We start from the raw sequence: 25,865 nt of genomic DNA, 5'->3' as shown, positions 1-25,865 counted from the left end.
CGGAGAGGGCGCTTTCCGGATAGAATGCGAACCGCGGGCATAGCCTGCCAACCGCCGCCAAGGCGGACCCGACAAATCGGAGAGGAAGCACCCATGAGCCGACTGTACGGACCGCAGCACCGCGCGCTTCAGGACGAATTCGAAAGCCGCGCCATGGCCGACCGCGTCGAAGTCATCGCCGCCAAGCCAGAGGTCGACGACACCGCCCGCGCCTTCATCGAGAGCCGCGACATGTTCTTTCTGTCGACGGTGGGCCACAACGGCCGCCCGACGGTCTCCTACAAGGGCGGCGACCCCGGCTTCGTCCGCGTCCTCGACGCCAACACGATCGCCTTCCCGAGCTACGACGGCAACGGCATGTTCTATTCGATGGGCAACATCACCGCCCACCCGGAGATCGGCTGCCTCTTCATCGATTTCGAGCGCCCGTTCCGCCTGCGCCTTCAGGGCCGCGCCGAGGTGGTCAAGTCCGGCCCGCTTCTGGGGCTGTTCAACGAGGCCGAGCTCGTCGTGAAAGTCGCTGTGTCGGACGTCTGGATGAACTGCCCGCGCTACGTCCACCGCTACAAGAAAGAGACCGCGTCCCGTTACGTGCCGCGCGCCAACAAGGAAACGCCGATCTGCGAATGGAAGCGCATCCAGGGCCTGGAGGACATCCTGCGCCCCCATGAGCTGGCCGCCGTCGAGAAGGCCGGCCAGATCACGCAGGACGAATGGATGGGCCACGTCTTCTCCGGCGACGACAAGGCGTAACGCACATGGCCCTGCGCGTCGCCTGCCAAATGGACCCGATCGATCGGATCGATATTCGTGGCGACAGCACGTTCGCCATCCTGCTCGAAGCCGAACGGCGCGGTCACGAGATTTTCTACTACACGCCGCAAAACCTCGCCCTCGATGGGCGGGATCTCGTCGCCCGTGGCAACGCGCTCAGCGTTGTCGACACGGTCGGAGATCACTTCCGTCTTGGCGCGTGCAGCCGGCAGAACCTTGCCGAATGGGACGTCGTGCTGCTGCGGCAGGACCCGCCGTTCGACATGGCCTACATCACCACCACGCATCTGCTCGAGCGCATTCATCCGAAAACGCTGGTCGTCAACGATCCCGCCCACGTGCGCAACGCGCCCGAAAAGCTGTTCGTGCTCGACTTCCTCGATCTCATGCCGGTGACGCTGGTGACGCGCTCGCTCGACGACGTGGTCGCGTTCCGCAAGACCCACAAGGACATCATCATCAAGCCGCTGTACGGCAACGGCGGCGCGAGCGTGTTCCGCATTCGCCCCGAGGACAGCAACCTCGGCGCCCTCGTCGAATTGTTTCAAACCGTATTCCGCGAGCCGTTCATGGTGCAGGAATATCGTTCCGAGGTGCGCCAGGGCGACAAGCGGATCATCCTCGTCGACGGCGAGATCGCGGGCGCCATCAACCGCGTTCCGGCCGAGGGCGAGACGCGCTCCAACCTGCACGTCGGCGGCACCGCCGTGAAAACGGAGCTCACGGCACGCGAGCGTGAGATCTGCGCGCGCCTCGGCCCGGAGCTCAAGCGGCGTGGGCTGATTTTCACCGGCATCGACGTCATCGGCGGCTTCCTGACCGAAATCAACGTCACGTCGCCGACGGGCATCCGCCAGGTGAAGGCATTCGGCGGCAACGACATCGCCGCCATGATCTGGGACGCGATCGAACGGAAAGTCGCGCGCACGGCCTGATCACACTTGTCCGGCCCGCACTTGTCCGACGGCAGCCGATTTGCCCCGTGCAACAAAGTCACGGCGCCGGATTATGTATACTTCAACGGTAGACATTGCCCGGCGCCGCTGTATCCTGAAGTAGTCAGTTTGAGACCATCAGCCAGCCATGAGGGGATCTGCGCCCCTCGCCAGCCAAATCCCGACTGACGTTCCGATCAGGGGTTTTTGGGGGCTGGACGATGAAGACGACGATGCGCGTTTGCGCGCGATCGCTTGCGTGCGCACTGATGCTGAGCATCGCGCCGCATGTTGCAGGAGCGCAGAGCGCGCCGCCGCAGGCCGCGCAGCCTGCCGAACAACCGGCCGAGTTGCCGCCGCTCGAAGTGACCGCCAAGAGCGCACCGAAAAAGCAGGCCACGAAAGCATCCAAGGCGAAAGCTGCCCCGCAGCAGGCTGCGCCTCAAGCCGCCGCGGCAGAAGGCCCGCCCGAGCAGTCGCGCTACACCGGTGTGACCAACGGCGGATCGCCTGTGAAAGACTACGTCGCAACGGACTCCGCCGTCGGCACGAAGACGAACACGCCGCTGAAGGAAACGCCGCAGTCAATCTCCGTCGTCGGCAAGGAGCAGATCCGCGATCAGGGCGCACAGAGCGTACAGGAGGCGACGCGCTACGTGCCCGGCGTCTTCGCCGATCCGTTCGGCCCCGACAGCCGCGGTGACTCGAGCATCGTGCGCGGCCTCGCCGGCCAGTACTTCATCGACGGCCTCCGCGCGACCTACGGCTACAGCCAGACGATGGCTCCGATCGAGCCTTACGCCCTCGAGCGCATCGAGGTGCTGCGCGGCCCGTCGTCCATGCTCTACGGCCAGGCACCGACCGGCGGCATCATCAACGTGGCCTCCAAGCTGCCGAGCGAGCTGCCCTACACCGAGGTCGGTGTCGACTACGGCTCGTTCGATTTCAAGCAGGTGCGGCTCGACTCCACCGGTGCCCTGACGAAAGACGGCAAGTGGCTCTATCGCATCGTAGGCCTCGCCCGCGACGCGGACACCCAGGTCGACTACGTCGACAACGATCGCCTGATGCTCGCGCCGTCCATCACCTACCGCCCGACCAACAACACAAGCATTTCCGTGCTCGGGAACTTCCGTGACGACCACAGCGGCTCGACGCAACAGTTCCTGCCCGCCGTCGGCACGCTCACGCCGAACAAGCGTGGACAGCGTGCCACCCACAGCACCTTCGCCGGCGAGCCGGACGACTACTACGACACTCAGTCTCAGTCCGGCACGCTGCTGATCGACCACAAGTTCAGCGACGACCTGAAACTGCATCACGTGTCGCGCTATGCGCACACGGAAAACGCCTACGATTCGACGTATCCCGCGCTCCTGACGCCGGCACGCTTCAGCTTCCTTGCCGGGCTCGGCATTGTGCTGGACCCGACGAATGCGCCGTTCCTGAACGGAGGCGAGTCCCAGGTCGCGCGCGCACGCACCAAGACCGACCAGCAAACCGACATCTTCAACACCGACACGAACCTCACGGGCACATTCCGCACCGGCTGGGCCAGCCACAAGGTGACGGGCGGCATCGACTACATGCACTACGGTACGGACCAGCAGAACGCGGGCACGCTGATCGACAATCTCGTTCCCGGTCAGCCCACGTTCGACATCTATGATCCGCGCTACGGGCGATCGACATTCCTCCTGTCGCTCGGCGGCGGCTTCGTATCCGCCGACAACGTGCCGATGTTCGCACGCCCGCACGAGGCGCAGATTCAAACCGGCCTCTACATTCAGGACCAGATCAAGCTCGGCCCGTGGACCGGCGTGTTCGGCATTCGTCAGGACTGGCTCACGGCCGAACAGGCGGGCGCCCCGGACGAAAAGGACACCGCAACCACCGGCCGCGCCGCGCTGATGTACAATTTCGACTTCGGCCTCACGCCGTATGTCAGCTACTCCACCTCGTTTGCTCCGCAGCCCGGCCAGCCGGTCGGCGACCACATCCTCGCGACGGTCTACGGCCAGACGCTCCGGCCGGCCGGTCCCTTGGAGGGCGAGCAGGTGGAAATCGGCTTCAAGTATCAGCCGAACGGCGCACCCTTCGCGATCAACGCCGCGCTGTACGAGCTCAAGGAAGAAAACCAGATCGTCCAGCCCGACATCCTGTTCGATGGCATCCAGGGCGCGAACGTCAAGGTACGCGGCTTCGAGATCGAGGCGCTCGGCAAGGTCACGCCGGAGCTCAAGATCATCGGCACCTATTCCTACACGGACGCAATCTACGAGAAGTATCCGGAGCTGTTCCCGTATGCGAGCGGCATCCCGGCCTTCATGGAGGGCAAGCGCGTCGACGGCATTCCGCAGCATCTCGCCTCGCTTTGGGCGATCTATAGTGTGCAGGATGGTCCGTTGCGCGGCCTGTCCTTCGGTGGCGGCGCGCGCTATGTCGGAAGCGCCGAGAGCAACGGCGTCGAGGTCCAGATCGTGGGTCCGGGCATTCCCGTCATCGGCCGGGAGCTGAAGATCACGACGCCGTCGTTCACGCTCTTCGATGCTATGGTCGCCTACGAGACCGACGACTGGCGCTGGCAGCTGACGGCGCAGAACCTCGAGGACAAGTTTGTCGTGACGTCATGCGCGGCCTACCGCGGCGACTGCTTCATCGGCCAGGCGCGGACCATCCTCACCGGCTTCACGTACAAATTCTGATCAACCAGGGACAACCGCGCATTGAGTTTCTCGACCCACTACCACCTTCTCGTCACACTCGCCGGCGGTCTAATTACGACCGCCGGCGTCGTCATGTTGCGCAAGCGCTGGCTGACCCGGCAGCGCAGCAGCTCCGCCCTGCTGATCGCGGGCTGGATCACCGTCCTCGCCGGCGCCGTTGTTCTGGCGCAAGCCTGGGGCGCGGAGCTGGGCACGACCTACGCGCTCGGCGCGCTCTCCCTCGCGGCCTATGCGGTCATCGCCGCGACCTACGAGCGGCGCACGAGCAAGGCCCGCGCGCCGCGCGAAGCGCCTTATGATCCTGAGGAGCGCCCCTCCAATTGGCGTCGTGGCGTCGCCAAGAGCCTGCTCGCCATTGTGCTGGCCGGCATCGCCGCAATCGGCCTCGGCGTGGCCGTCGCGGTCAACTTCCCCATGCCCCCGCAGGACCGCGCTGTCATCGGCGGGCTGCTCGTGCCTATTCTGTGGGGTGGCGGCATGGCCTGGACGCTGTGCGATCCGCGCCTCCTGCGCGCAACGATCATTCTGCTCACGGTTTCGGCAGCAGGCTTCGCCGTGGCGTTTCTCCCGAAGGTGCTTTCGTAATGCAGGACCACACGCCCCAGAAGGCGCGTAAGAAGCCGTTCCTGGCGCCGGACTTCGTGCGCGCCATGCTGGCCGGCCATTCAGCGCTCGGCATTGCTTTCGCCGCCCTGATCTACATCGTCTGCCTCACCGGCACGCTCTGCGTGTTCCTGCACGAGCTGCAGCGTTGGGAGCAGCCCGACGCGCCCGTGGCGTCAGCCCCGCTAACGACGGAAGCGGCCGCAAACGCCGTCGAGCAAGGCTATCGCAAAGCGCGCGCCGCCAATGCCGCGCACGATCTCTTCATCATGGGCCCCAGCCCCGTGCAAAGCCGCGTGCTCGTCAATTTTCATGATCACGACACCGGGGTCGAAGGCAACTGGATCGCCAACGACAAGGGCGAGCTGATCGTCGAGAACACGGCGCCCTGGTCCGAGTTCGTCGGCGACCTCCATATGCACTTGCACCTCCCGCGCACCTTCGGCCTGTTTCTCGTCGGCCTGACGGGAGTCGCGCTGCTCTCCTCACTCGTCTCGGGGCTGCTGTCGCATCCACGCCTCTTCAAGGATGCATTTTCGCTGAGATGGGGCGGCTCGCGCCGCCTGCAGGAAGCCGATCTGCACAATCGGCTCGGCGTCTGGGGCCTGCCGTTTCATGTCGTCGTCTCGACGACCGGCGCACTTCTTGGCCTTTCGACGCTGATCGTCGGCGTGCTCGCGCTTGCCGCCTACGACGGCGATTCCGAGAAGGCGTTCGCAACCATCCTCGGACCGCATCCCACGGAAGATGAGACGGCCGCGCCCGTGCCCGACATCGCCGCCATGATCCGCGCCATTCAGGCCGAGAAGCAGGACGCCGAATTCGCCAGCGCCAACTTTGGGCACATTGCCAAGATCGGCCAGATCGTCCACCTCGGCATGCGCACGCCGGGCCATCTCGCCAACTCGAACAGCTACTACTTCGACGGCTCCGGCAAACGCCTCGGCGACGGCGGCCTGGAAAGCGGCACCATCGGACAGCAAATTCTCGGCGCCCTCCAACCCTTGCATTTCGGATGGTTCGGCGGCTTCGCCGTCAAGGTCGTCTATGCCGTGCTCGGCCTCGCCCTCACCTTCGTCACCCACAGCGGCGTCGCCATCTGGCTTGCGCGCCGCCGCGACGCGGGACGGCCCACGCCCTTCTGGGAAACGATCTGGGCCGCGGTGACCTGGGGCCAACCGCTCGCCATCGCCGCGGCTGCCATTGCCATCTTCTCGGGCGGCGAAGCATTCGCGCTTGCCGCGTATGCCGGCACGACTGTCGCATGCCTCATCGCAGCGCCGTTTGCCGGCGACGCCTCCCGCCTGACGCAGCTCCTGCGCGCGCTCTCCGGCATCGCAATCCTGGCGGCGGTCGCGCTACACGGCACCCTATGGGCCAGCCGCGCGACGGATCCCATGTTCTTCTGGGCCACCGCAGCGATGGCGGCGTGCGGCTTGATCGTTCTGGCCTCCGCACGCCACCGCCCCACGGTCTGACCTTCGAGCTCGAGCCCAAAAAGAGAAGGCCGCCCGCTTTCGCGGACGGCCTAACGTGACAGGCAAGTGTACGAGTGAGGACGGGGTTTAACTCACCAGTTCAACTTGACGCCACCGGTTCCCTGCCAGCCTTCGAGATCACCGAAGTGATACTCGCCGGACCCGTAGAGACTGACATTGTTGGCGAGCTGGGCATTGACGCCGCCGCCCAGCGAGTACCAGGTGCCGCCGATGTCGCTCGCGATCTTCGCTCCGTTGACGTCAGTCACACTGCCGCCTTCGAAATCCTCGTAGACGTTGACGATGGCGTAAGGCGACACATATCCGCCGCCCGGCTGGGCCCAGTTGGCCTGGATCTGCAGGCCGAGCCGTCCCACGAGGCTCTCGCTCGCACCATACGAGACAGCCAGCCCGTAGTTCGCATCGTTGAAGGCGTTGACCGTGAGATCGGTGTAGGCGACCTGCGCCTGCGGCTGCACCACGATGCCGCCGCCGAGCGGGATGCCGTAGCCAACCTCGGCCGAGCCCGTGAAGGCATCGCCGTCAGACGACCCGCGCGATGCGCGGTTGCTCGCCGTCATGTCGAAGTCGATGAAGTCGGCCTTGACGACGGCATCGGCATAGAGGCCCGTCCCGGCGCGTCCATGCTCATAATACGTCGCGTAGCCGCCGAACGACCAGCTCTCCGCATCCACCGACGAGCCCGAGTTCGCGCCGAAGATGACGGCATCGACGCCAGCATCCGCCGTGCTGTAGCCGCCGAACGCGCCGACTGCGAGACGCGTGTTGCCTTCGGTTGCGATCGTGCCGCCGAGACCGAACAGCACGCCGCTGGTCCGCTGCGAGAAGTCGAAGCCCTGCTTGGCGTCGACATCCATGTCCGAGTAGTGACCGCGCACCCAGACGAGGCCATCCCCGTTCGTGGCGCCATCGTTGCGGCCGCCACGGATTTCGCCCAGGCGCTTGTAGAGCGTATCGAGACCACCCGCCACGAGACGCTGGCCGACGGACGGTGCCGTCGCATAGGCCGGCACCTGATCGAGAAGACCGGACTGCAGCCGCGCATCGTCGTCGGTGACGGACAGCCGGTAGGAGTAGGCACCCGCCACGACTTCCTCCTTCCCGCTCAGCGCATTCACGGCCAAGCGGAATGAATCCGCAGCAAAGGCGCCGCTATCGCTCGCAGCGATCACGATCCCGCCCGGTCCAGTTGCGGCACCAGTGCCGCCCACGTTGTTGACGTAGATCGTGGTCACACCCGCAACCGTGCCTTGGATCGAGAGCAGATCCGTTGGCGAACCAGCACCGCCCAGCTCCGTATCGACAGCGAGGTTGCCGCCGGTCGACGTGTAGGGACCGACGACCGTGAGGTTGTCGCCGACGACGCCATTCAGCATGGTGATCGTGCCGTTGTTGACGAACGTATTGCCGCCGACGTTGAACGTCACGTTCACGGGTTCGCCGGTCGGGCCGTCATCATCGTCGTCGTCATCATCGAGCGCCACGAAATCGTCGTCGTCATCGTCGCCGCCGCCGGTCGCACCCGGCAGAGCGCCGATGCGCAGCACGCCGCCCGTTGCGAAGGCGTTATAGTAGGACGGCAAGCCTGCGAGTGCCTCCAGGCCCGCTCCCGCCTGCAGCTCGAAGTGCTCGGTCTCGAATTCCACGTCCGATCCGGAAAGGTGCAGCACGGACGTACCATCGACCGTGACCGACTCTTCGAATTCGTACTCGCTCTCGCCGAGTGTCAGCACAGAGCCATTGATAACCGACAGATTCTGGAAGTTCTCGACCTCGCCCAGCGCGAGACGGCTTTCTCCCCTCACGATGAGGTTGTTCTCGCCACCGCCGCCGTTGAATTCCGTGATCTCGAATTCGCCGGGCTCATCTTCCTCGCCGTTGAGCTCGAGGTTCCGGTCGTCCTCTTCCCCGGTGTTCACGGCACCCTCGAAGATGAGGGTATCGTTGCCGTTGCCGAATTCGACCTCCGGAACATTCAGCACCATCCTGCGCCCGTCCGTATTGACCGGAGCGCCCGTGATCGCTGCGTTCAGGTTTGCGGTGCTCAGCGCCGCGTCGTTCGCGCTCGAGCCGTTGACGAGATCCTGGAAGGTCTCGCGATCTTCCGCATTCATGGCATGGATCGGATCGAAGATGACTGTGGTGTTGGTGCGCGACACCCCGTCGAAATCGTTCGCTCCGAATTCCATCTCCTCGGCGGTGATGGTGCCGGACCGGAAATAGAACGTCGGATCGCGCGTCGCGTTGTTGACGCCTGCGTTGCCGTTCTGGAATTCGAAAACTTCCGCGCCGTTGGTCGTTGCACCGTCGAACACCAGGGTATGGTTCACCGACCCTCGGTTGATTTCGATGCCGCCGCCCTCGATGGTTCCGCCCATCAGGAAGGTGAAGTTGTTCTGGCCGGAGCCGCCCTGGGCCTCGATGTCGTTGAACGTGCCGCCGAACACGAAAATCCGGTCCGTATCGCCGAGCGACCCGGCGCCGGTTCCAGGATTGAAGTTCACATTCACGACGCCGCCATTGATGACGATGAGGTCGTTGCCGGCCCCACCGGTCGCCGTGCCACCCGTCAAAGTCGCTCCGTCGTTGACGGTGAGCTTGTCGTTACCCGCGAGAAGATTAAGCGCCGTGCCGTTGGCGTCGGAGCATGACACGGTGTCGTTTCCGGCGGTCGCGCCCGGTCCCGGACTGAATGTGCACGCGGCCATCGCGTCATGCGAAACCGTGAGGCTCAGCGCCACGGCCAGTGACAACGTCGCCGTAGCGGTCGTGAGCCGGCGAGCCCAGAATTTTGAGCGAGTCATATCGTCCCCCATCCCCAGATGTTGGTGTTTCAGTTTTTGTTTTTTGGTTTTCTTTAGTGCTTCTAGCTAGTTAGCTGAGAAGCGCCGAGCGCTACGACCACGGCGGCCGAAGGCCGCGGCCGAACGAGGCTGGCAGCCTGACAACGAGCACAGTGCCCGAAACGCAATACATGTGACGCTCCCCCTGCTCGAGTCCCAGCCGGCATGACGGCAATCTGAACTCAGGCAAAACCCGACTTTCTCTTTGGCCGAATGATCCATGGCAAATGCCCAGATCGAGCCAATGTTGTTTGCCCAAACTGAAGGCGTCTTTTGCTTTTGAATACGGGACGAGTTCCCTACCTCCGTAGGACTGCGTTGGTACGCGGAGGGATGTGGCAACAGAGTTACATAATGGGGGCCATTTTGCCAGCCGCGGAACAAATGAGTTGGCAGGTCGAATGTTGACGCAAAGCGATTCAACTGCGCGTGAGACGCGCAAGCCGCGACGAATTAGCAAATCAGCTCTTGTTGTTATCCGCGTCTCTCGCCCCCACGTAGGGTGACTTCACGACGGAACGCGCAACGACGGAATGCGCAACGACGGATCGCGCACGGGCAACGCGCGCCAGATCCCAAAAAAACAAAGAGAAACAGGGCCAGGAGACGTTTGGCGAGGGCGGCGCAACGCTCATCCCAGGGTCCCGACCATGATTGAACTGGCCTTAGTCGTCTGCCTCGCCGCCGATCCCACCAAGTGCAAGGACGTCGGTCTCGTCTACGACAACGAGGCCCTGACACCGATGCAGTGCCTCATGCGCGCGCAGCCCGAAGTCGCGAAGTGGAGCGAGCAGCATCCGAAATGGAACGTGAAGCGCTGGTCGTGCCGCCCCGCCGGAACCGTCGCCAAGATCTGACACTTCGCGCAGCCCGGTAGGGTCACGCTCCCGTCTTCGACGAAGTAGCCCAGGGATCATAAGTCCCGAAGCTCCAGGCGTGCCCTTCCGGATCGCGCACCGAATAGCTGCGTCCGCCATAGCTTTCACCGCGCGGCGCGATGACGACCTCAGCACCTTCCGCCGTCGCACGCGCGCAATGGGCGTCCACATCCTCGACGATCGCATAGATCGTCTGTGTGCAGCGCCCACCCGCACGCGCAGGCAGCGTCATGACCTGCTTGCCGAATTCGCCGCCCTGATCGGGCCCGAGCATGATCATGCCGTTACCGAGCACCAGCTCGGCATGCACGACATTCCCCGCCTCGTCGCGGTAGACCGCATGCTCCCGAAAGCCGAACGCCCGGCACAACCACGCAACCGCCGCGTCCGCATCGCTGTATCCCAGACAAGAAATCAGCCCGCTCTTGGGCCGCTCGTCTGCCATGCTGGCCTCCTGAAGATCCTACGGGACAACGGAATGCTCCGCGACCTCGCCAATTTCATGACCGGCACGCACCCACCGACGGATCACCTTCACCCCCTGCGTTCCCAACACGGATCAGTTTGGGGAAGGGGCGTGCGATGTACGGAACCATCGCGACGGTGGCGTTTGTCGGCGTCGAGGCGCGCCCCGTCGATGTGCAGGTGCGGGTGACGCCCGGCGCGCAAGCCTTCGCGATCGTGGGCCTGCCCGATAAGGCCGTCGCCGAAAGCCGCGAGCGCGTCCGCAATGCGCTCCACGCCGTGGGCCTCGGCCTTCCCTACAAGCACATAACAGTCAATCTCGCGCCCGCCGATTTACCGAAGGAAGGCAGCCACTTCGATCTGCCGGTCGTGCTCGCGCTCATGGTGGCGATGGAGGCAATCGCACCCGAAGCGATCACACGCTATGCGGCCATCGGTGAGCTGGCGCTCGACGGCTCGATCCGCCCCGTGCCGGGCGCATTGCCCGCCGCCATCGGCGCGAATGCAATGGACAAGGGCCTGATATGCCCGGAATCCTGCGGTCCCGAAGCCGCCTGGGCCGGCGAAGATGCCGACATCCTGGCCGCGCCCCATCTCCTGTCGCTGGTCAATCACTTCAAGGGTCTGCAAACCCTCTCCCGCCCGAAACCCGCGCGCGCCCGCGAGGAAACGCCGCTGCCGGATCTGCGCGACGTGCGCGGCCAGGAGAGCGCCAAGCGCGCACTCGAGGTCGCGGCCGCAGGCGGCCATAACCTGCTCATGATCGGGCCGCCCGGCTCCGGCAAATCCATGCTGGCCGCGCGCCTGCCTTCGATCCTGCCGCCGCTGACACCGGAAGAGATGCTCGAAGTCTCGATGGTGCACAGCCTCGCCGGCGAGTTGATGGGCGGCAAGCTCTGCACCCAGCGCCCGTTCCGCGCCCCGCATCACTCGGCGAGCATGGCAGCCCTCGTCGGCGGCGGGTCTCGTCCGCGCCCCGGCGAAGCCAGCCTCGCCCACCTCGGCATCCTGTTTCTCGACGAACTGCCCGAGTTCCAGCCCGGCGTGCTCGATGCGCTGCGCCAGCCGCTCGAAACGGGCGAGCTGATCATCGCCCGCGCCAACCACCGCATTTCCTATCCGGCGCGCATGCAATTGATCGCCGCCATGAACCCCTGCCGCTGCGGCGGCGGACCGGGGCAATCCTGCAAGCGCGGGCCGCGCTGCGCCGCCGACTACCAGGCGCGCATTTCAGGCCCGCTGCTCGACCGCATCGATCTGCAGATCGAAGTGCCCGCCGTCTCCGCGGCCGATCTCGTTCTTCCCGCCCCGCAGGAAGGCAGCACCGAAGTGCGCGCCCGCGTGACGGCGGCGCGCACACGCCAGCGCCGTCGCTTCGCATCCAATGCGGCCGGCGCCCTGCGCACGAATGCGGAGTTGAACGGCCAGCTTCTCGAACAGTTTGCCACGCCCGACGACGCCGGACTCGCTTTGCTGCGCCAGGCCGCCGACACCTTGAAGCTCTCAGCACGCGGCTTTCATCGTGTGCTCCGCGTCGCTCGCACCCTCGCCGACCTCGACGATGCCGACACCGTCTCCCGCATCCACGTCGCGGAAGCGCTCTCCTATCGCGGCGAGACGTTGCGGCAGGAAAGGGTAGCCTGAAAATATATCGCCTCAGGCTGGCGAGCCTGAGGCGATTTTCCGTGGCGATGGTGTTGAAGGAGCTGACGCGGCTTCGAACGATCCTAGACTTTCTTGGGATCCTTTTTCTTCGCGTGCTTATGCGACGGGCTCTTTTTCGCAACCTTCTTCACATGCTTCTTCGCTGACGCATGTGCGGCCTTGGCCTTGTGGCCGTGCTTGTGCGTGTGAGCGTGCTTCTTAAGCACCTTCTTCCGCTTGGGCTCCTCGGCCTTGGCGTGCTTTTCATGGCCCTTCTTCGCATTCGCATCGCGCTTGAGCGTGATGTCAGAAACGAGGCTCGAGCCGCGCTCGGCGTTTGCCGTCGGAAGTGCCGTAGAAGCCGTGCTGGCAAGACCGAGGCTCAAAGCAAGAGAACCAAGCGCGATGGCAAGGCGTGTCGTCTTCATAATGGCTCCATGTTGCAGGGGCGGCGCCGGGTCGCGACGTCGCGGAGAAGAAGCAGGTTGCGCGAGAAACGTACGGACGGACCGCGGAAGCGCGAACAAATTAAACTTCATATCGATGCCAGCTTTTCACTCGCGGATCGCAAAAATAGAAAGGGAGCGTCTTGCGACGCTCCCTTGACCGCACTCGACGAAATCGAGATGAAGCCTAATCCTTGATGTCGAACTGGATCTTCGTCGCCGTGATCGTGTTCTGCAGCAGGCAGGCGATGGTCATGGGGCCGACGCCGCCGGGAACCGGCGTGATCGCGCCCGCAACCTCGGCGCACTCCGCATAAGCCACGTCACCGACCAGCTTGGTCTTGCCCTCAGGCGTCGTGATGCGATTGATGCCGACGTCGATGACCACGGCGCCCGGCTTGATCCAGTCGCGCTTCACCATCTCCGGGATGCCGACAGCGGCAACGAGCAGATCCGCGCCGCGGCAGACCGACGGCAGATCCTTGGTCTTCGAATGCGCAACCGTAACCGTGCAGCTCTCGCGCAGCAGCAGCGCAGCCATCGGCTTGCCGACGATGTTCGAACGGCCGATGACGACGGCGTTCACGCCCTTGAGGTCGGGGATGATCTTCTTGGCCAGGATCGCCGAGCCGGTCGGCGTGCACGGCACGAGCGCGCGCTCACCGATCCAGAGACGGCCGACGTTGGTGGGATGGAAACCGTCGACGTCCTTGTCGGGGTCGATCGAGTTCAGCACCTTCTCGGCGTTGACATGCTTCGGCAGCGGGAGCTGCACGAGAATGCCGTTGACGTTCTTGTTGCCGTTGAGGCGCGCGACGAGGGCCAGGATGTCGTGCTCGGACGTATCGGCCGGCAGCTTGTATTCGAACGACTGCATGCCGCACTCGACGGTCTGGGCCGCCTTGTTGCGCACGTAGACCTGGCTTGCCGGATCTTCGCCGACGAGCACGACCGCGAGGCCGGGAGTGATGTCATGGCTTGCCTGGATCGCCTTGACGTCCGCCGCCACCTGCTTGCGAACCTCGGCTGCGATTGCCTTGCCGTCGATAACCTGCGCTGCCATGGGGATCCCCTCCTGCTTTTGTTGCGCGCGTCTTTTTGACCTAAGAAAAACGGGCCAGCCGTTCGGCCAGCCGCGTCTCGATCTCATCTGGGTTGCCGGCGATTTCGACCGACTTAACCCGCGACTTGCCCCCGTGCGCCAATCGCAAGCCGCTTTTGGCCACGCCCAGCCAACCGGCCAGAAGCGTCAAAAGCGCTTGGTTTGCCTCACCATCTGCGGGCACGGCACGCACGCGCACCTTGAGGGCGGGCCCCTCGGCGGTCGTCTCGATGCCGTCAATTGTATCTTTGGACGATTTTGGCGTGATCCGCACGCGCACGATGACGCACCCCGCACCGGACCGCCAAGGCAGCGGTGAGGGGGCGCGAGCCGGGGCTGCGGGCCCGCCGGGGTTCGTCACATTGACGACGCAACAGCGGGGATCAGCACGTTGCCGATGAGCCCCTGAATGAACATGCAGCCCAACAGAACGATCAGCGGCGAAAAGTCGATACCGCCGAAATCAGGCAGGCTATTGCGGATGGGGCGCATCACGGGTTCGGTCACCGCTGCAAACGCTTGCGCGAGGGCCCGCACGAAATTGTTGTACGGATTGACCACGCCGAATGCCATCAGCCAGCTCAGAATGACCGAGGCGATAATGACGTAGACATAAAGCTGGATGAGATAGTTCAGGAACGTGAGGAGATAAATGATCAGGTTAGCCATCTGCGTTTCCCAGCCTCTTCCAGCACTCTCAAGGGACGTGTAGCGGCTCAAACCGCCAGCGGCAAGCCAACGCGCGACGCGGCCCACAGAACCGGGCCTGGCCAGCCCTCAATCACACGAAAAAGCACGGCCGCGAAAGCCTCTCTCAGGCCGCCGGTCCCGCGCCGTTTCCTTGACATTGTGGGAAGCCGGAAGGTAAATGCGAAGGATCTTGCCCCGTCGCCCGGCGCGCGAAATTTTAGCGCGCGTCTTAAGCGCCGGCGGCCATGATCCCGTTGCTTTCGGGGCCGTAGCTCATCTGGGAGAGCGCCGCAATCGCACTGCGGAGGTAGTCGGTTCGATCCCGATCGGCTCCACCACTTTTCGCCGCCCGTTGACTTACCTCACCACCGATACCGGATGCTGCCCAGAATGGTCCGGCCCTGATCCTGATAGCAGTAGTCGTTCGAGCACGTATCGACCAGCTTGTCGAAAACGTTGCTGATATTGACCTGGAGGCGCGCGCCTTCAAACTGCGGCGAAAGACCGGCGAGATCGTAATGCATGGCCGCATCAACGATACCGCGCGCGCCATTCTCGAACGTATTGCGGTCGTTTCCGAAACTGGTGCCCGTGTAGCGCACGCCCGAACCGAAACCGAGCCCGCGCAACGCGCCCTCGCTGATCGTGTAATCGCCCCAGATCGAGAACATGTGGTGCGGGGTGCTGGTCAGCGTGTTTCCTGCTGCGGGGTTGCCATCCTCGTCGAAGCCGTCGACGATCTTCATGTCGACATAAGTGTAAGACGCCTGGAGGCTCAGCCCATTCGTGAGAGACGTGACGCCCTCGATTTCGAAGCCGCGCGAGCGCAGCTTGCCGCGCTGAATGCTGCCGACCCCGCTCGGTGCGCCAACGACGCCGCCGTCCTGCTGGATGTCGAACAGCGCGGCGTTGAGCGTGGCGTTGTATCCCGGCACGAGATACTTGAAGCCGACCTCGGCCGATTCAGCGGTGGTGGGTGAGAAAACCTTGCCGGTATCCACATCCCGGCCCGCGTTGGGAATGAACGAGGTTCCCCACGCGATGTAAGGCGCGAGCCCGGAATCGAAGAGGTAGGTGAGGCCGGCACGGCCGGACCACGCATCGTCGTTACCGGATTCGGACGGCTCTCCGGTCTCCTCGGTATCCGTGGTCACCCAGTCATGACGGCCGCCGAGCGTAAGAACCCATCTGTCGAGTTTGACCTGATCCTGGAGATAGGCGCCGACCTGAAGCTGATCCTGCGCCGTAACGGAGGTGGTCGGCGGCACCGGAATGTGCACCTGACCGTAGTTGAAATTGGTCAGCGGCGGCGTTTCCAGTTCGTCCGATGAGCCGTAGCCTTCCTTGTAGGTGATGTAGCCGATATCGACGCCCGCCAGAACGGTGTGTCTCACCGCGCCCGTGGTGAACTTGGCCTCGACCTGATTGTCCATGTTGAGCGCGTGGAAGGAGCTCGCCACGGAACCTGCCGTGCGCGAGAAAACGTCGGGCGCGATCTCCTCGTAGAGATCGACATACGCAGACTCCTCGCTCAGGTGCTCATATCGCGCCTTCTGCCGTATCGTGACGCCGTTCGCGACGCGACGCTCGAACTCATATCCGACGCGTTCTTGCGTCTGGTCATAGAATTCGAACCCGGGATCGCCGGACCAGATGTTCGTGCGGCGAGGATGATCAGGATCGCTGCGGTCCATGAACCAGGCGGTGTTGGACCCGATACTGAGATCCATATACTCGCCGAAGACCGTGAGCTTGGTATCGGGGTCGATTTTGAACGTGAACGCGGGCGCCAGATAGACCCGGTCGTCGGGGATGCCCGGATACTGCGTGTCGCTTTCCCGCACGACGCCGGTAAAGCGATAAAGCACGCTGTCGTTGAACGCGGCCGGACCCGAGAAGTCGAAATTGCCCTGGAAGCGATCGTGATTGCCGATCACGGCTTCGACCTCGCGGAACGGCGTCTCCGTCGGCCGCTTGGTGTACATGTCGATGATGCCACCAGCATTGCTCGAGCCGTAAAGAGCACCTGACGGTCCACGTAGCGCCGTCACGCTGTCGAGCCCGTACATCTCCGTCTTGAACTGGCCGAAGCCGCTGTTGAGCTGACGCAGCCCGTCGCGATAGAGCCCGGTATTGGTGGCGTCGAAGCCACGAATGTAAAAGCTGTCGAAGCGCGGGTCGAAGCCCGACTGATTGATGCGCACACCAGGCACATAGGCAAGTGAATCGCCAAGACTCAGCGGAGCGCGATTCTCGATCTGCTGGCGTGTAACGGTCGAAATAGACTGCGGCACCTCTTGCAGAGGCGTGTTCGTCTTGGTGCCGACCGTACCTTCCTTCGCGACATACCCGTCGACCGCGCCGGGTTTGGTGCTGCTGCCATCGGCGCCCTTCGTCGCTGACGTGTCGCCCTGCGCTGCGGCGGGCGCGGTGTTTGTCGGCTGAACCTTCGCCTTCTTTTGCGCTTTTGGCTTTTTGGTAGCCGTCGCCGTAACGTCGAGCGCAGGGAGTTCCGTTGTGCCATCAGGCTTGGACTGGGAAGCAGCCGCATCCGGCGCTTGGGCCAATGCCATTGTTGGACACAACGCAAGCGTGGCGGAGAGCACCAGCGAGGTGCCCTTCAAAGTGCGGAATCTCATCGGCCCCCCGGCTCGAAAAACTGGCTGTTGGCTTGCCCTTGATGCGCCGAACGGCCGGGCTGGCTATCGAATACGGATGTTGAATACCGTACGTATTTCGACTTCAAACGTCAACTTTGTAGGCGGAAGCACTGTTGCGAAGCCGCATCACGCATCTGATCTGTGCCGGCACCGGTTCCGATCGTCGAAACGAACCGGGTGCAACTGAACAGACGAACTTCACGCTTGCTTGCTAAAGGGGCGCGGAACAACGCGCGGCGCGTGGCGTTACTCGCGACGCCAAAACAAGGGGGGCGCAAATGACAGTCAAGTCACTGATCGCCGGGGCCGTGCTGGGCAGTTGCCTCGCCACCGCCGCGGCGGCCGAGGACCCGGATCTGATCTTCAAGAAAACAACCGTCTGGAAGTTTCTCTCGCCCGACCACAAGCTCGGCACCTACGCCATCGACGACCCGGACGTGGAGGGCGTGACCTGCTATTTCACCGTCCCCGAGAAAGGCGGCTGGGTCGGCTGGCTCGGCCTCGCCGAGGAGCTGAGCAACGCGTCACTCTCCTGCCGCCAGGTCGGACCCATCACGTTCAAGCGCAAGACGCGCCAGGGCGACGAAGCCTTCAGCCAGCGCCGCTCGCTGATTTTCAAGCGCATGCAGATCGTGCGCGGCTGCGACGCCAAGCGCAACGTGTTGGTCTACCTGATCTATACCGACAAGATCATCGAGGGCAGCCCGGAGAACTCCACGTCGAGCGTTCCGATCAGCCCATGGGGCGAGACGACGGCCCCCGCAAAGTGCTCCGAGTGGATCACGGGCTAGCCCGAGACGAATTCTTATTGCAAATGATTCCTAATTGACTTGCGCCCGCCGCGAACGTGTGCGTATCCTACTTGCAAATGATTTGCAGGTTGGGCCACGACACGATGCGATTGGCGAGAGAGATGCGACAAGCGAGGAACATGAGTTTTGCGTCGGCCTTCGCGGTGATCGTCGCGCCGGCTGTCCCAATGTCTGCGGGCAACGCGTTTGCAGACGACGCGTCCGCGACCGACAAGCGCGCCTACTCGATCTTCAATCCCACGCCAGACAGCCGCCTGCGCGACATGTCGACGGACCGCCCCGACAAGACGGAAAGCCCCTACACCGTCGATGCCGGACGCTTCCAGATCGAGACCGATCTCGTCGCCTACACGCGCGACAAGGAAGCCGGATTCACGTCCAGCACCATCGACGTGCTGCCCTTCAACGCCAAAGTCGGCCTGACAAGCGACACCGATTTGCAGATCGTCTACGGCGCATTCAGCTCCACGCGCACATCCGGCAACGGCGCGTCGGACACCGAGCGCGGCTTCGGCGACATCACCGTTCGCCTGAAGCACAACTTCTGGGGCAACGATGGCGGCCGCACCGCGTTCGGGATCATGCCGTTCGTGAAAATCCCCACGAACTCGCTGGCAAGCCTCAACGACGACGTCGAGGGCGGCCTGATCCTGCCGCTGGCAATCGACCTCGGGCACGGCATGGGCCTCGGCGTCATGACCGAGATCGACATCCTGAAAAACGATACCGGTGACTACGATCCGACGTACGTGAACTCGGCCACCATGAGCTTCGAGCTCACCCAGCGCATCGGCCTCTACGTCGAGGCGTACGTCGAGCGCAGCGCCGCAAGCGGGGCGGAGACCGTCGTCACGATCGATAGCGGCGTCACCTTCGCCGTGACAGACAATCTGCAGCTCGATGCCGGCGCCAACGTCGGCGTCACGGACGCCGCCGACGACTTGAACGTCTTCGTCGGGCTTTCGCAGCGATACTAGACGGCGGCCCTAGACCGGCTTGTCTTCCCGGTAGCGCCCGAAGCTGCGCGGCGCACCCGCGCCGAACAGAAACACGTCATAGATTTCCGGCGCATCGCCCTCCATGCCGGGCGAACCGGTGGGCATGCCGGGCACGGCAAGTCCGCGGCCTTCAGGCTTTTCCGCCAGCAGCTTTTTAATGGCGGCAGATGGAACGTGCCCTTCGACGACGTAAGAGCCGATCTGCGCCGTGTGGCACGACGCGAGGTCGGCCGGCACGCCGAGCTGTTCCTTGATGGGCTTGAGGTTCGGCGCATCGCGCACCGTGACGTCGAAGCCGTTCGCGGTCAGATGCTCAACCCACTTGTGGCAGCACCCGCAGGTGGGATTGCGGAACACGAGCACGCTGGGAAGCATTTCCGCGCCCGCCCCCGTTGCCGATAGCGCCACGCCGGATGCAACCAGCCAAAGAACATGGCGGCGATCGATCGTCTTCAAGAGCTGCGTCATGCGGTTGTCTCCTAACACCTGAAGCTAGCGCGCGCTGCGCGCCAGCACATCCATCAGCTCGGCAATCTTTTGCTTCTGCTCGGCCGCATCGCCGCTCTGCATCGCATGCGCGACGCAATGCGAGATGTGATCGCGCAGCACATCCTCTTCCACGCGCCGCAACGCCGCTCGCACGGCCGCGATTTGCGTCACGATATCGATGCAGTACCTGTCTTCTTCGACCATCCGGGCAAGGCCACGCACCTGCCCCTCGATGCGCGAGAGGCGTTTCAGCCGGTCTGTCGTCTTGGTCGCCTTTGTCATGCTTGACTCATACCCACAGGGGGTATAGATGTCAAGACATACCCCCATAGGGTATATGAGGACGCGCGCGCCTCTGCAGCACGGAAGGAGCATCTGTCATGGCGGACCATCACGAGACGCACGGGCCGGGCAAGGCAGCCCACGGAGCGGCGGCCGCCCCGCAAAGCGCTCATGGACACGCCCACGGAAACGCCCATGGATCCTGCTGCCAGCACGGCGCGAACGCCGCGAGCGTCCCGCATCACACCGCGAAAGACCCGGTCTGCGGCATGACCGTCGATCCCGCGACCGCCAAGCACAGCCACGTCCACGACGGCACGACCTACTATTTCTGCGCCGCGCGCTGCCGCGAGAAATTCGCAGCCGATCCCGCCCGCTACCTCACCCCCGAAGACGCCGAACCGCCCGCCGATCCGGGCGCCGTCTACACCTGCCCGATGCACCCCGAGATCCGCCAGATCGGCCCGGGCGCCTGCCCCATCTGCGGCATGGCGCTCGAACCTGAGGTCATAACCGCGAGCGACGCGCCCAATCCCGAGCTCGCCGACATGACGCGCCGGCTCTGGATCGCACTCGCCCTCACCCTCCCCGTCTTTGCACTCGAGATGGGAAGCCACATCTGGGGCCACCACGCGCTCGACCGCCAGACCTCGAACCTCATTCAGCTTGCGCTCGCGACGCCCGTCGTGCTCTGGGCCGGCTGGCCGTTCTTCGAACGCGGCTGGGCCTCCGTCAAATCGCGCAACCTCAACATGTTCACGCTGATCGCAATCGGCACCGGCGTCGCCTGGATCTACAGCGTCGTCGGCACGCTCGCGCCGGGCCTGTTCCCGGCAGCAATGCGCGACGAGGCGGGCTCGGTTGCCGTCTACTTCGAAGCCGCGGCCGTCATCACCGCCCTGGTCCTCGTCGGCCAGGTGCTGGAGCTGCGCGCCCGCGAACGCACCAGCGGCGCGATCCGCGCGCTCCTCGATCTCTCTCCCAAGATCGCACGCCGCATCGCGGCGAACGGCACGGACGAGGACGTCGCGCTCGAAAGCATCGTCCTGGGCGATCGCCTGCGCGTGCGCCCGGGCGAGCATGTGCCCGTCGACGGCGAGATCCTGGAAGGCCGCAGCGCGCTCGACGAATCCCTCGTCACCGGCGAATCCATGCCCGTCACCAAAGGCGTGGGCGATACCGTCATCGGCGGCACGACCAACCAGTCCGGCGCCTTCGTCATGCGCGCCGGGAAGGTCGGCCGCGACACCGTGCTCGCGCGCATCGTCCAGATGGTTTCGGAAGCGCAGCGCAGCCGCGCCCCGATCCAGCGCCTCGTCGATCGCGTCGCCGCGTGGTTCGTGCCCGCGGTCCTCGCCGTCGCCGCCTTGGCCTTCACCGCGTGGTGGATCTGGGGCCCGGAGCCACGCTTTGCGCACGCGCTCATCGCCGCCGTCGCCGTGCTCATCATCGCCTGCCCCTGCGCCCTGGGGCTCGCCACGCCGATGTCGATCATGGTCGGCGTCGGACGCGGCGCGCGCTCCGGCATCCTGATCAAGAACGCCGAAGCGCTCGAACGCATGGAGAAAGTCGACACGCTCCTCGTCGACAAGACCGGCACGCTGACCGAGGGCAAGCCCCGCGTCGTCGCCATCGAAACCGGAGCCGCCCTCTCCGAAACCGACCTGCTCCGCCTCGCCGCGAGCCTCGAACGCTTAAGCGAGCACCCGCTCGCCGCAGCCATCGTCGCGGCAGCCCGCGAACGCGGAATCTCCCTCGTCGAGCCCACGCAGTTCGAGCAGCCCGTCGGCAAAGGCGTGCTCGGCACAGTCGAGGGCCGCCGCCTCGTCATCGGCAACAGCCACATGACGCGGGCAGCCGGCATCGACACGTCATCCCTCGACGATCGGGCCGACACGCTCCGCCGCGACGGCGCCACGGCAATTTTCGTTGCAATCGACGGCAAGGCGGCCGGCATCATCGCCATCGCCGATCCGGTCAAGGCCACTACGCCCGCCGCCATTGCAGCGTTGAAGGAAGCCGGCCTGCGCATCGTCATGTTGACCGGCGATCAGCGCACCACCGCGCTCGCCGTCGCAAAATCGCTCGGCATCGAGCACGTCGAGGCCGAGGTGCTTCCCGAGGACAAGAGCGCCATCGTCGCCCGCTTGAAACGTGAGGGGCGCGTCATGGCCATGGCCGGAGACGGAATCAACGACGCGCCCGCGCTGGCAGCGGCCGATGTCGGCATCGCCATGGGCACGGGAACGGACGTCGCCATGGAAAGCGCCGGCGTGACGTTGCTGAAGGGAGATCTCACCGGCATCGCGCGGGCGCGCACATTGTCGGCTGCGACCATGGCCAACATCCGCCAGAACCTTGTCTTCGCCTTTGCCTACAATGCGGCAGGCGTTCCGATCGCAGCGGGCGTGCTTTATCCGGTCTTCGGTATTCTGCTGTCGCCGATGATTGCGGCGGCCGCGATGTCGCTCTCGTCGGTCAGCGTGGTGGCCAACGCTCTTAGACTGCGCAACGCGGATCTGGGACTGCGCAACGCGAACCTAGGCTAGCGACCCCTTCGGACGTGTCTTGAGGTATCGCAGGTGTCATGAAGCTCGCCGCTCGTGACGCCCCACTCGTGACACCTCGTCCTCGCGACCGCACGAAGGGAACCGCCGGTCCGCCACGATGCTCCGTCGCCCGAAACCCGGCAGAGCAAGCCACCGGGCTTCGAACGGACGTTACACCGAAGTCTTAGTACCCCTTCGGGCACCAGGATTCGCCGGAAGCCTTGCAGGACACGGGGAAGGCTTTCGCCATCTTCTCCGCCTTGGCCCACTCTTCTTCATCGACGCCATTGTTCACGTCGACGTCCATCGCGGTAAAAGTCGGTGCCGGGTCGAGCTTCAACTTGCTCTGGTTGGCGTCCCACTCCTTGCGGCTGATCCGGCCGTTTCCGTCCGTATCGATCTCGGCGAAGCTTCCCGCCCAGTCGGCGAGCGCGGCGGACGCCGGAATGAGAGCAGCCACAGCCGCAATCAAGACCTTCCTCATAGTTTCGACTCCCTTTGTATTTTGATCTGCCCGTTGAGGGCGTTGACGCATCGGCAGGGGCCGCCACGACACGCGATACCGAGCCCGCCTCCGCCCCACGATTGAGCCGGGGGAGAGCGATTTTTAACAAGGTCAGATCAGGCAAACCTCGGCTGGAGAAGTTGCACAATTGACCGCGATGAACCGGCGCAATGGCCGGGAGCGGGGAGGCGGCAAGCGCGAGCCACGGAGGTTTCCCGTCGCACTCACGGCACGCATCCGCCTCTCAGGCCCACCCCCGACGGACTGGCAGGCCACTGGCCCCGCTCGCGAAAAACCGATGCTCCGCCAAGCGGCCCTGCGTGGCCCAGGCTTGCATCCGCACCCGGCCAGCAAAATGCTGTTGACCGGAAGGGGAAAGGGTGAGAACATTTAGAGAACATCGACTCGCAGACAGTCTGGATCCCTTGCCCTCACGGCCCGCTCCAACGAGCGTTCCGCTGAGGCATCGAGGATTCGCGAGTCCGCTTCGACATCGCAGAGTGAAGGACCACCCATGACCGAGCCCGCCATCAAGTGCCCGAACTGCTCGACCGAAATCAAGCTCACGGAGCAGCTCGCCGCTCCGATGCTCGCGGCCACGCGCCAGAAGTTCGAGCATGCGATGGCCCAAAAGGACGCCGAGGTCGCCAAGCGCGAAGGCGAGATCGCCCGCCAGCAGGCCCTGCTGGCCAAGGAGAAGGCCGCCGTTGCCGAGCACGTGGCCGAGCAGGTCGCCATCGAGCGCGAGGCCATCGTCGCGGAGGAAAGCCGCAAGGCAAAGCAGCTCGCAGCCTCCGATCTCGACCAGATGAACAGGCAGTTCCTGGACCTGCAGGGCGTGTTGCGTGAGCGCGAAGGCAAGCTGGCCGAAGCCCAGAAGGCCCAGGCCGAGCTGATCCGCAAGCAGCGCGAGCTGGACGACGCTCGCCGCGAGATGGACCTGACCATCGAAAAGAAGGTGCAGGAATCGCTGTCCTCCGTGCGCGACAAGGCCAAGCAGGAGGCTGAGGAAGGCCTCAAGCTCCGCCTGCTCGAAAAGGAGGAGCAGATGTCCTCCATGCAGCGCCAGATCGAAGACCTGAAGCGCAAGGCCGAGCAGGGCTCGCAGCAGTTGCAGGGCGAGGCCCTGGAGCTTGAGCTCGAGCAGACGCTGCGCGCCCGCTTCCCACGTGACCTGATTGAGCCGGTGCCGAAGGGCGAGTTCGGCGGCGACGTGCTGCATCGCGTGCTCGGGCCGTTCGACCAGGCGTGTGGCACCATTCTCTGGGAGTTGAAGCGCACCAAGAACTGGAGCGACGGCTGGCTCGCCAAGCTCCGCGAGGATCAGCGCCGCGCCAAAGCCGACTTCGCGCTCATTATTTCCAACGCCCTGCCCAAAGACGTCACCGCCTTCGACCTGATCGATGGCGTCTGGGTCGCTGAGCCGCGCTGCGCGGTTCCCGTGGCCCTCGCGCTGCGCCAGTCGCTGCTGGAATTGGCGTCTGCGCGCCATGCCCGCGAAGGCCAGGAGACGAAGATGGAGCTGGTGTACGACTACCTCACCGGCCCCCGTTTCCGTCACCGCGTCGAAGCGATCATCGAGAAGTTCAACGACATGCAGGCGGATCTCGACCGCGAGCGCAAATGGATGACCAAGCAGTGGGCGAAGCGCGAGGCACAGATCCGCATCGTCGTCGACTCGACCGCCGGCATGTACGGCGACGTGCAGGGCATCGCGGGCAAGGTGCTCGAAGAGATCGATGCGCTGTCATTGCCGATGCTTGAGGCCGACGCCTACGACACGGCCGCCGAGTAACGAACTGCGGGCTGGACTGGGGAAACTCAGCCCAGCCCGGCCTCTTCCGCGCTTTGCTCGATGTAAGTCACGAACCTCTGGAAAGCATCGATGTAGGCGGCATCGAGAAACTCGTCGATCCGCACGAGCCGCCCATTTTTCACGCGCACGCGAAACCGGACTTTGGTATCCAGCCGCTCCCGCGTTTTGCGATGCATGTGGTAGACGAGAATGGTCGCGCGGATCTCGCCATCGACGTAGCTGAGGCTGTCGATCACGAACGCATCGACCGCAAAGGTCGCGGCGATGAGCTGGAGCCTCGCCACCACCTCCGCTTTGCCCGCGGCGCTCGACACCCAGGGGATCTCAAGCGCATCCACGTTGACGGTGTGGACGACATCGTCGGCCAGCAGCGCAACGGTACCCTCGAAATTCTGTTCGCTCCAATTGCGAACCGCGAGGCGGAAAACCGCAATCTCCTCGTCACGAGACATCGGCCCTCCGGACAGGTAGATCAGCACAACGATCGATCAGTCCGCAGGTTTGGTCAACCCGCCTTTCATGGTCAAGCTATAGTTAGCACCGGAGTAACGGTGATGTTGCGCGCCGCGTGACGGCCGAAGCCGCGTTACGCAGCCGGTCGGGCAGCCGGCTGATACCGCCAGCGCGGCACGATCAGAAGCGCAATCGTGACCGCAACACCGGCCGCCGCTGTCACAGCCGAGAGCATGAGCGTTTCAGAACCGGCTACAGGCGCCGTGTTGACGACCGCGATCCCGATGCTATGCGCGCCCGCCGCCAGCACGGCCGACGCGATGTCGTGAAACTTGCGCGCCTTGTTGGCGGCTAGCGTCCACCGCGCATCCGTGTTGAAGCTCGGCAGCCGCTCGTGGGCGTTGCCGAGCTGCTCGAGCTCCGACAGAAAGCTCCGCAGGTTCGTCAGCGCCGCCTCGGACTTGTAGTTCAGGAACACGAGGCAGAGAGACGCAAGCGGAAATCCGAGCAGCAGCCACGCCGCCCGTGACGCGCTGCCCGCGTGCCCATTCCCCAGCGCCACCAGCGCGGCCAGCAGCGACAGCACGATGGTGACGTAGAGCGCGAGCGACTGCTGCCTCTGCGCAATGCGAGCATTTGCCTCCTGCGCGGCCGCGATAAACCGGTAATTCGCGTCGACAATCGACATGGAGCGCG

General features: G+C 64.3%; 23 protein-coding genes and 1 tRNA gene. 12 read left to right on the top strand and 12 right to left on the bottom strand.

The annotated features are described in order from the left end of the window. The first annotated feature begins 93 nt into the window (after positions 1–93). The 5 genes from K2Y42_RS15335 to K2Y42_RS15315 all read left to right on the top strand — a co-directional run bounded on the left by K2Y42_RS15335 (position 94) and on the right by K2Y42_RS15315 (position 6,516). Positions 94–753 (top strand): pyridoxamine 5'-phosphate oxidase family protein, encoded by a 660-nt coding sequence (locus K2Y42_RS15335; RefSeq protein ID WP_291154154.1) that lies wholly within the window; start codon positions 94–96, stop codon positions 751–753. A 5-nt stretch (positions 754–758) separates the two neighbouring features. Continuing rightward, positions 759–1,709 (top strand): glutathione synthase, encoded by a 951-nt coding sequence (gshB, locus tag K2Y42_RS15330; protein WP_291154152.1) that lies wholly within the window; start codon positions 759–761, stop codon positions 1,707–1,709. Positions 1,710–1,930: 221 nt separating this feature from the next. Next, positions 1,931–4,414, top strand: a complete 2,484-nt coding sequence (locus tag K2Y42_RS15325) for a TonB-dependent siderophore receptor (RefSeq protein WP_291154150.1) — start codon at positions 1,931–1,933, stop codon at positions 4,412–4,414. 21 nt (positions 4,415–4,435) lie between these two features. Beyond that, on the top strand, positions 4,436–5,020 hold the full coding sequence (locus tag K2Y42_RS15320; protein WP_291154148.1) for a hypothetical protein: 585 nt from the start codon (positions 4,436–4,438) through the stop codon (positions 5,018–5,020). Next, on the top strand, positions 5,020–6,516 hold the full coding sequence (locus tag K2Y42_RS15315) for a PepSY-associated TM helix domain-containing protein (RefSeq protein ID WP_291154146.1): 1,497 nt from the start codon (positions 5,020–5,022) through the stop codon (positions 6,514–6,516). Before K2Y42_RS15320 ends, K2Y42_RS15315 begins: the two co-directional genes overlap by 1 nt. Positions 6,517–6,608: 92 nt before the next feature. Here the strand turns inward: K2Y42_RS15315 and K2Y42_RS15310 are convergent, their stop codons facing one another. Beyond that, positions 6,609–9,341 carry an autotransporter outer membrane beta-barrel domain-containing protein gene (locus tag K2Y42_RS15310; RefSeq protein WP_291154145.1) on the bottom strand — a complete coding sequence of 911 codons (2,733 nt, stop codon included), beginning with the start codon at positions 9,339–9,341 and terminating at the stop codon, positions 6,609–6,611. Positions 9,342–10,030: 689 nt separating this feature from the next. Here K2Y42_RS15310 and K2Y42_RS15305 point away from each other — a divergent pair. After that, a complete protein-coding gene (locus K2Y42_RS15305) occupies positions 10,031–10,237 on the top strand; it encodes a hypothetical protein (protein WP_291154144.1) in 207 nt (68 codons plus the stop codon). Positions 10,238–10,259: 22 nt separating this feature from the next. Here K2Y42_RS15305 and K2Y42_RS15300 read toward each other — a convergent pair whose 3' ends face one another. Next, complete coding sequence (locus tag K2Y42_RS15300) at positions 10,260–10,703, bottom strand: VOC family protein (protein WP_291154143.1); 444 nt, start codon at positions 10,701–10,703, stop codon at positions 10,260–10,262. Between the two features lie 137 nt (positions 10,704–10,840). Between K2Y42_RS15300 and K2Y42_RS15295 the strand changes: the two genes are divergently transcribed. Continuing rightward, positions 10,841–12,367, top strand: coding sequence for a YifB family Mg chelatase-like AAA ATPase (locus tag K2Y42_RS15295; protein WP_291154141.1), 1,527 nt, complete (start codon positions 10,841–10,843; stop codon positions 12,365–12,367). A gap of 83 nt (positions 12,368–12,450) precedes the next feature. Here K2Y42_RS15295 and K2Y42_RS15290 read toward each other — a convergent pair whose 3' ends face one another. The 4 genes from K2Y42_RS15290 to K2Y42_RS15275 all read right to left on the bottom strand — a co-directional run bounded on the left by K2Y42_RS15290 (position 12,451) and on the right by K2Y42_RS15275 (position 14,584). After that, complete coding sequence (locus K2Y42_RS15290; RefSeq protein WP_291154139.1) at positions 12,451–12,795, bottom strand: hypothetical protein; 345 nt, start codon at positions 12,793–12,795, stop codon at positions 12,451–12,453. A 205-nt stretch (positions 12,796–13,000) separates the two neighbouring features. Continuing rightward, the gene (folD, locus tag K2Y42_RS15285; RefSeq protein WP_291154137.1) at positions 13,001–13,876 is read right to left on the bottom strand and encodes a bifunctional methylenetetrahydrofolate dehydrogenase/methenyltetrahydrofolate cyclohydrolase FolD; all 876 of its coding nucleotides are present in this window, start codon (positions 13,874–13,876) and stop codon (positions 13,001–13,003) included. Between the two features lie 40 nt (positions 13,877–13,916). After that, the gene (locus tag K2Y42_RS15280; protein ID WP_291154135.1) at positions 13,917–14,195 is read right to left on the bottom strand and encodes a DUF167 family protein; all 279 of its coding nucleotides are present in this window, start codon (positions 14,193–14,195) and stop codon (positions 13,917–13,919) included. Between the two features lie 77 nt (positions 14,196–14,272). Beyond that, positions 14,273–14,584, bottom strand: a complete 312-nt coding sequence (locus K2Y42_RS15275) for a YggT family protein (RefSeq protein WP_291154134.1) — start codon at positions 14,582–14,584, stop codon at positions 14,273–14,275. Between the two features lie 283 nt (positions 14,585–14,867). On the opposite strand from K2Y42_RS15275, the gene K2Y42_RS15270 reads away from it, so the two are divergent. Further along, positions 14,868–14,943, top strand: a tRNA-Ala gene (locus tag K2Y42_RS15270). A gap of 24 nt (positions 14,944–14,967) precedes the next feature. Here the strand turns inward: K2Y42_RS15270 and K2Y42_RS15265 are convergent. Further along, on the bottom strand, positions 14,968–17,178 hold the full coding sequence (locus tag K2Y42_RS15265; RefSeq protein ID WP_291154133.1) for a TonB-dependent siderophore receptor: 2,211 nt from the start codon (positions 17,176–17,178) through the stop codon (positions 14,968–14,970). Between the two features lie 365 nt (positions 17,179–17,543). Between K2Y42_RS15265 and K2Y42_RS15260 the strand changes: the two genes are divergently transcribed. After that, positions 17,544–18,056, top strand: a complete 513-nt coding sequence (locus tag K2Y42_RS15260; RefSeq protein WP_291154131.1) for a CreA family protein — start codon at positions 17,544–17,546, stop codon at positions 18,054–18,056. Positions 18,057–18,196: 140 nt separating this feature from the next. After that, entirely contained in the window at positions 18,197–19,054 is an 858-nt protein-coding gene (locus K2Y42_RS15255; protein WP_291154130.1) for a transporter, read from the top strand. Between the two features lie 9 nt (positions 19,055–19,063). Here K2Y42_RS15255 and K2Y42_RS15250 read toward each other — a convergent pair whose 3' ends face one another. Together K2Y42_RS15250 and K2Y42_RS15245 are read right to left on the bottom strand one after the other, a co-directional pair. Further along, positions 19,064–19,543, bottom strand: a complete 480-nt coding sequence (locus K2Y42_RS15250) for a DUF411 domain-containing protein (protein WP_291154128.1) — start codon at positions 19,541–19,543, stop codon at positions 19,064–19,066. Between the two features lie 24 nt (positions 19,544–19,567). Continuing rightward, positions 19,568–19,846, bottom strand: a complete 279-nt coding sequence (locus K2Y42_RS15245) for a metal-sensitive transcriptional regulator (protein WP_291154126.1) — start codon at positions 19,844–19,846, stop codon at positions 19,568–19,570. A gap of 98 nt (positions 19,847–19,944) precedes the next feature. Here K2Y42_RS15245 and K2Y42_RS15240 point away from each other — a divergent pair, with 98 nt between their 5' ends. Next, entirely contained in the window at positions 19,945–22,395 is a 2,451-nt protein-coding gene (locus K2Y42_RS15240; RefSeq protein ID WP_291154125.1) for a heavy metal translocating P-type ATPase, read from the top strand. 184 nt (positions 22,396–22,579) lie between these two features. On the opposite strand, the gene K2Y42_RS15235 is transcribed toward K2Y42_RS15240, so the two are convergent. Then, a complete protein-coding gene (locus K2Y42_RS15235; RefSeq protein ID WP_291154124.1) occupies positions 22,580–22,879 on the bottom strand; it encodes a hypothetical protein in 300 nt (99 codons plus the stop codon). A gap of 535 nt (positions 22,880–23,414) precedes the next feature. Here K2Y42_RS15235 and K2Y42_RS15230 point away from each other — a divergent pair. After that, positions 23,415–24,695: a DUF2130 domain-containing protein gene (locus K2Y42_RS15230; protein WP_291154123.1), complete on the top strand. Its 1,281-nt coding sequence runs from the start codon at positions 23,415–23,417 to the stop codon at positions 24,693–24,695. Between the two features lie 26 nt (positions 24,696–24,721). On the opposite strand, the gene K2Y42_RS15225 is transcribed toward K2Y42_RS15230, so the two are convergent. Together K2Y42_RS15225 and K2Y42_RS15220 are read right to left on the bottom strand one after the other, a co-directional pair. Beyond that, the gene (locus K2Y42_RS15225) at positions 24,722–25,168 is read right to left on the bottom strand and encodes a nuclear transport factor 2 family protein (protein ID WP_291154122.1); all 447 of its coding nucleotides are present in this window, start codon (positions 25,166–25,168) and stop codon (positions 24,722–24,724) included. A 134-nt stretch (positions 25,169–25,302) separates the two neighbouring features. Then, positions 25,303–25,857 (bottom strand): hypothetical protein, encoded by a 555-nt coding sequence (locus K2Y42_RS15220; protein ID WP_291154121.1) that lies wholly within the window; start codon positions 25,855–25,857, stop codon positions 25,303–25,305. Between the last annotated feature and the right edge of the window lie 8 nt (positions 25,858–25,865).

This window comes from Hyphomicrobium sp., assembly GCF_019744875.1.
In the GTDB taxonomy this organism is placed as follows: Bacteria; Pseudomonadota; Alphaproteobacteria; order Rhizobiales; family Hyphomicrobiaceae; genus Hyphomicrobium_C.
Note: the sequence above shows the minus strand (reverse complement) of the source record. Positions and strands in the feature narration are given on the sequence as shown.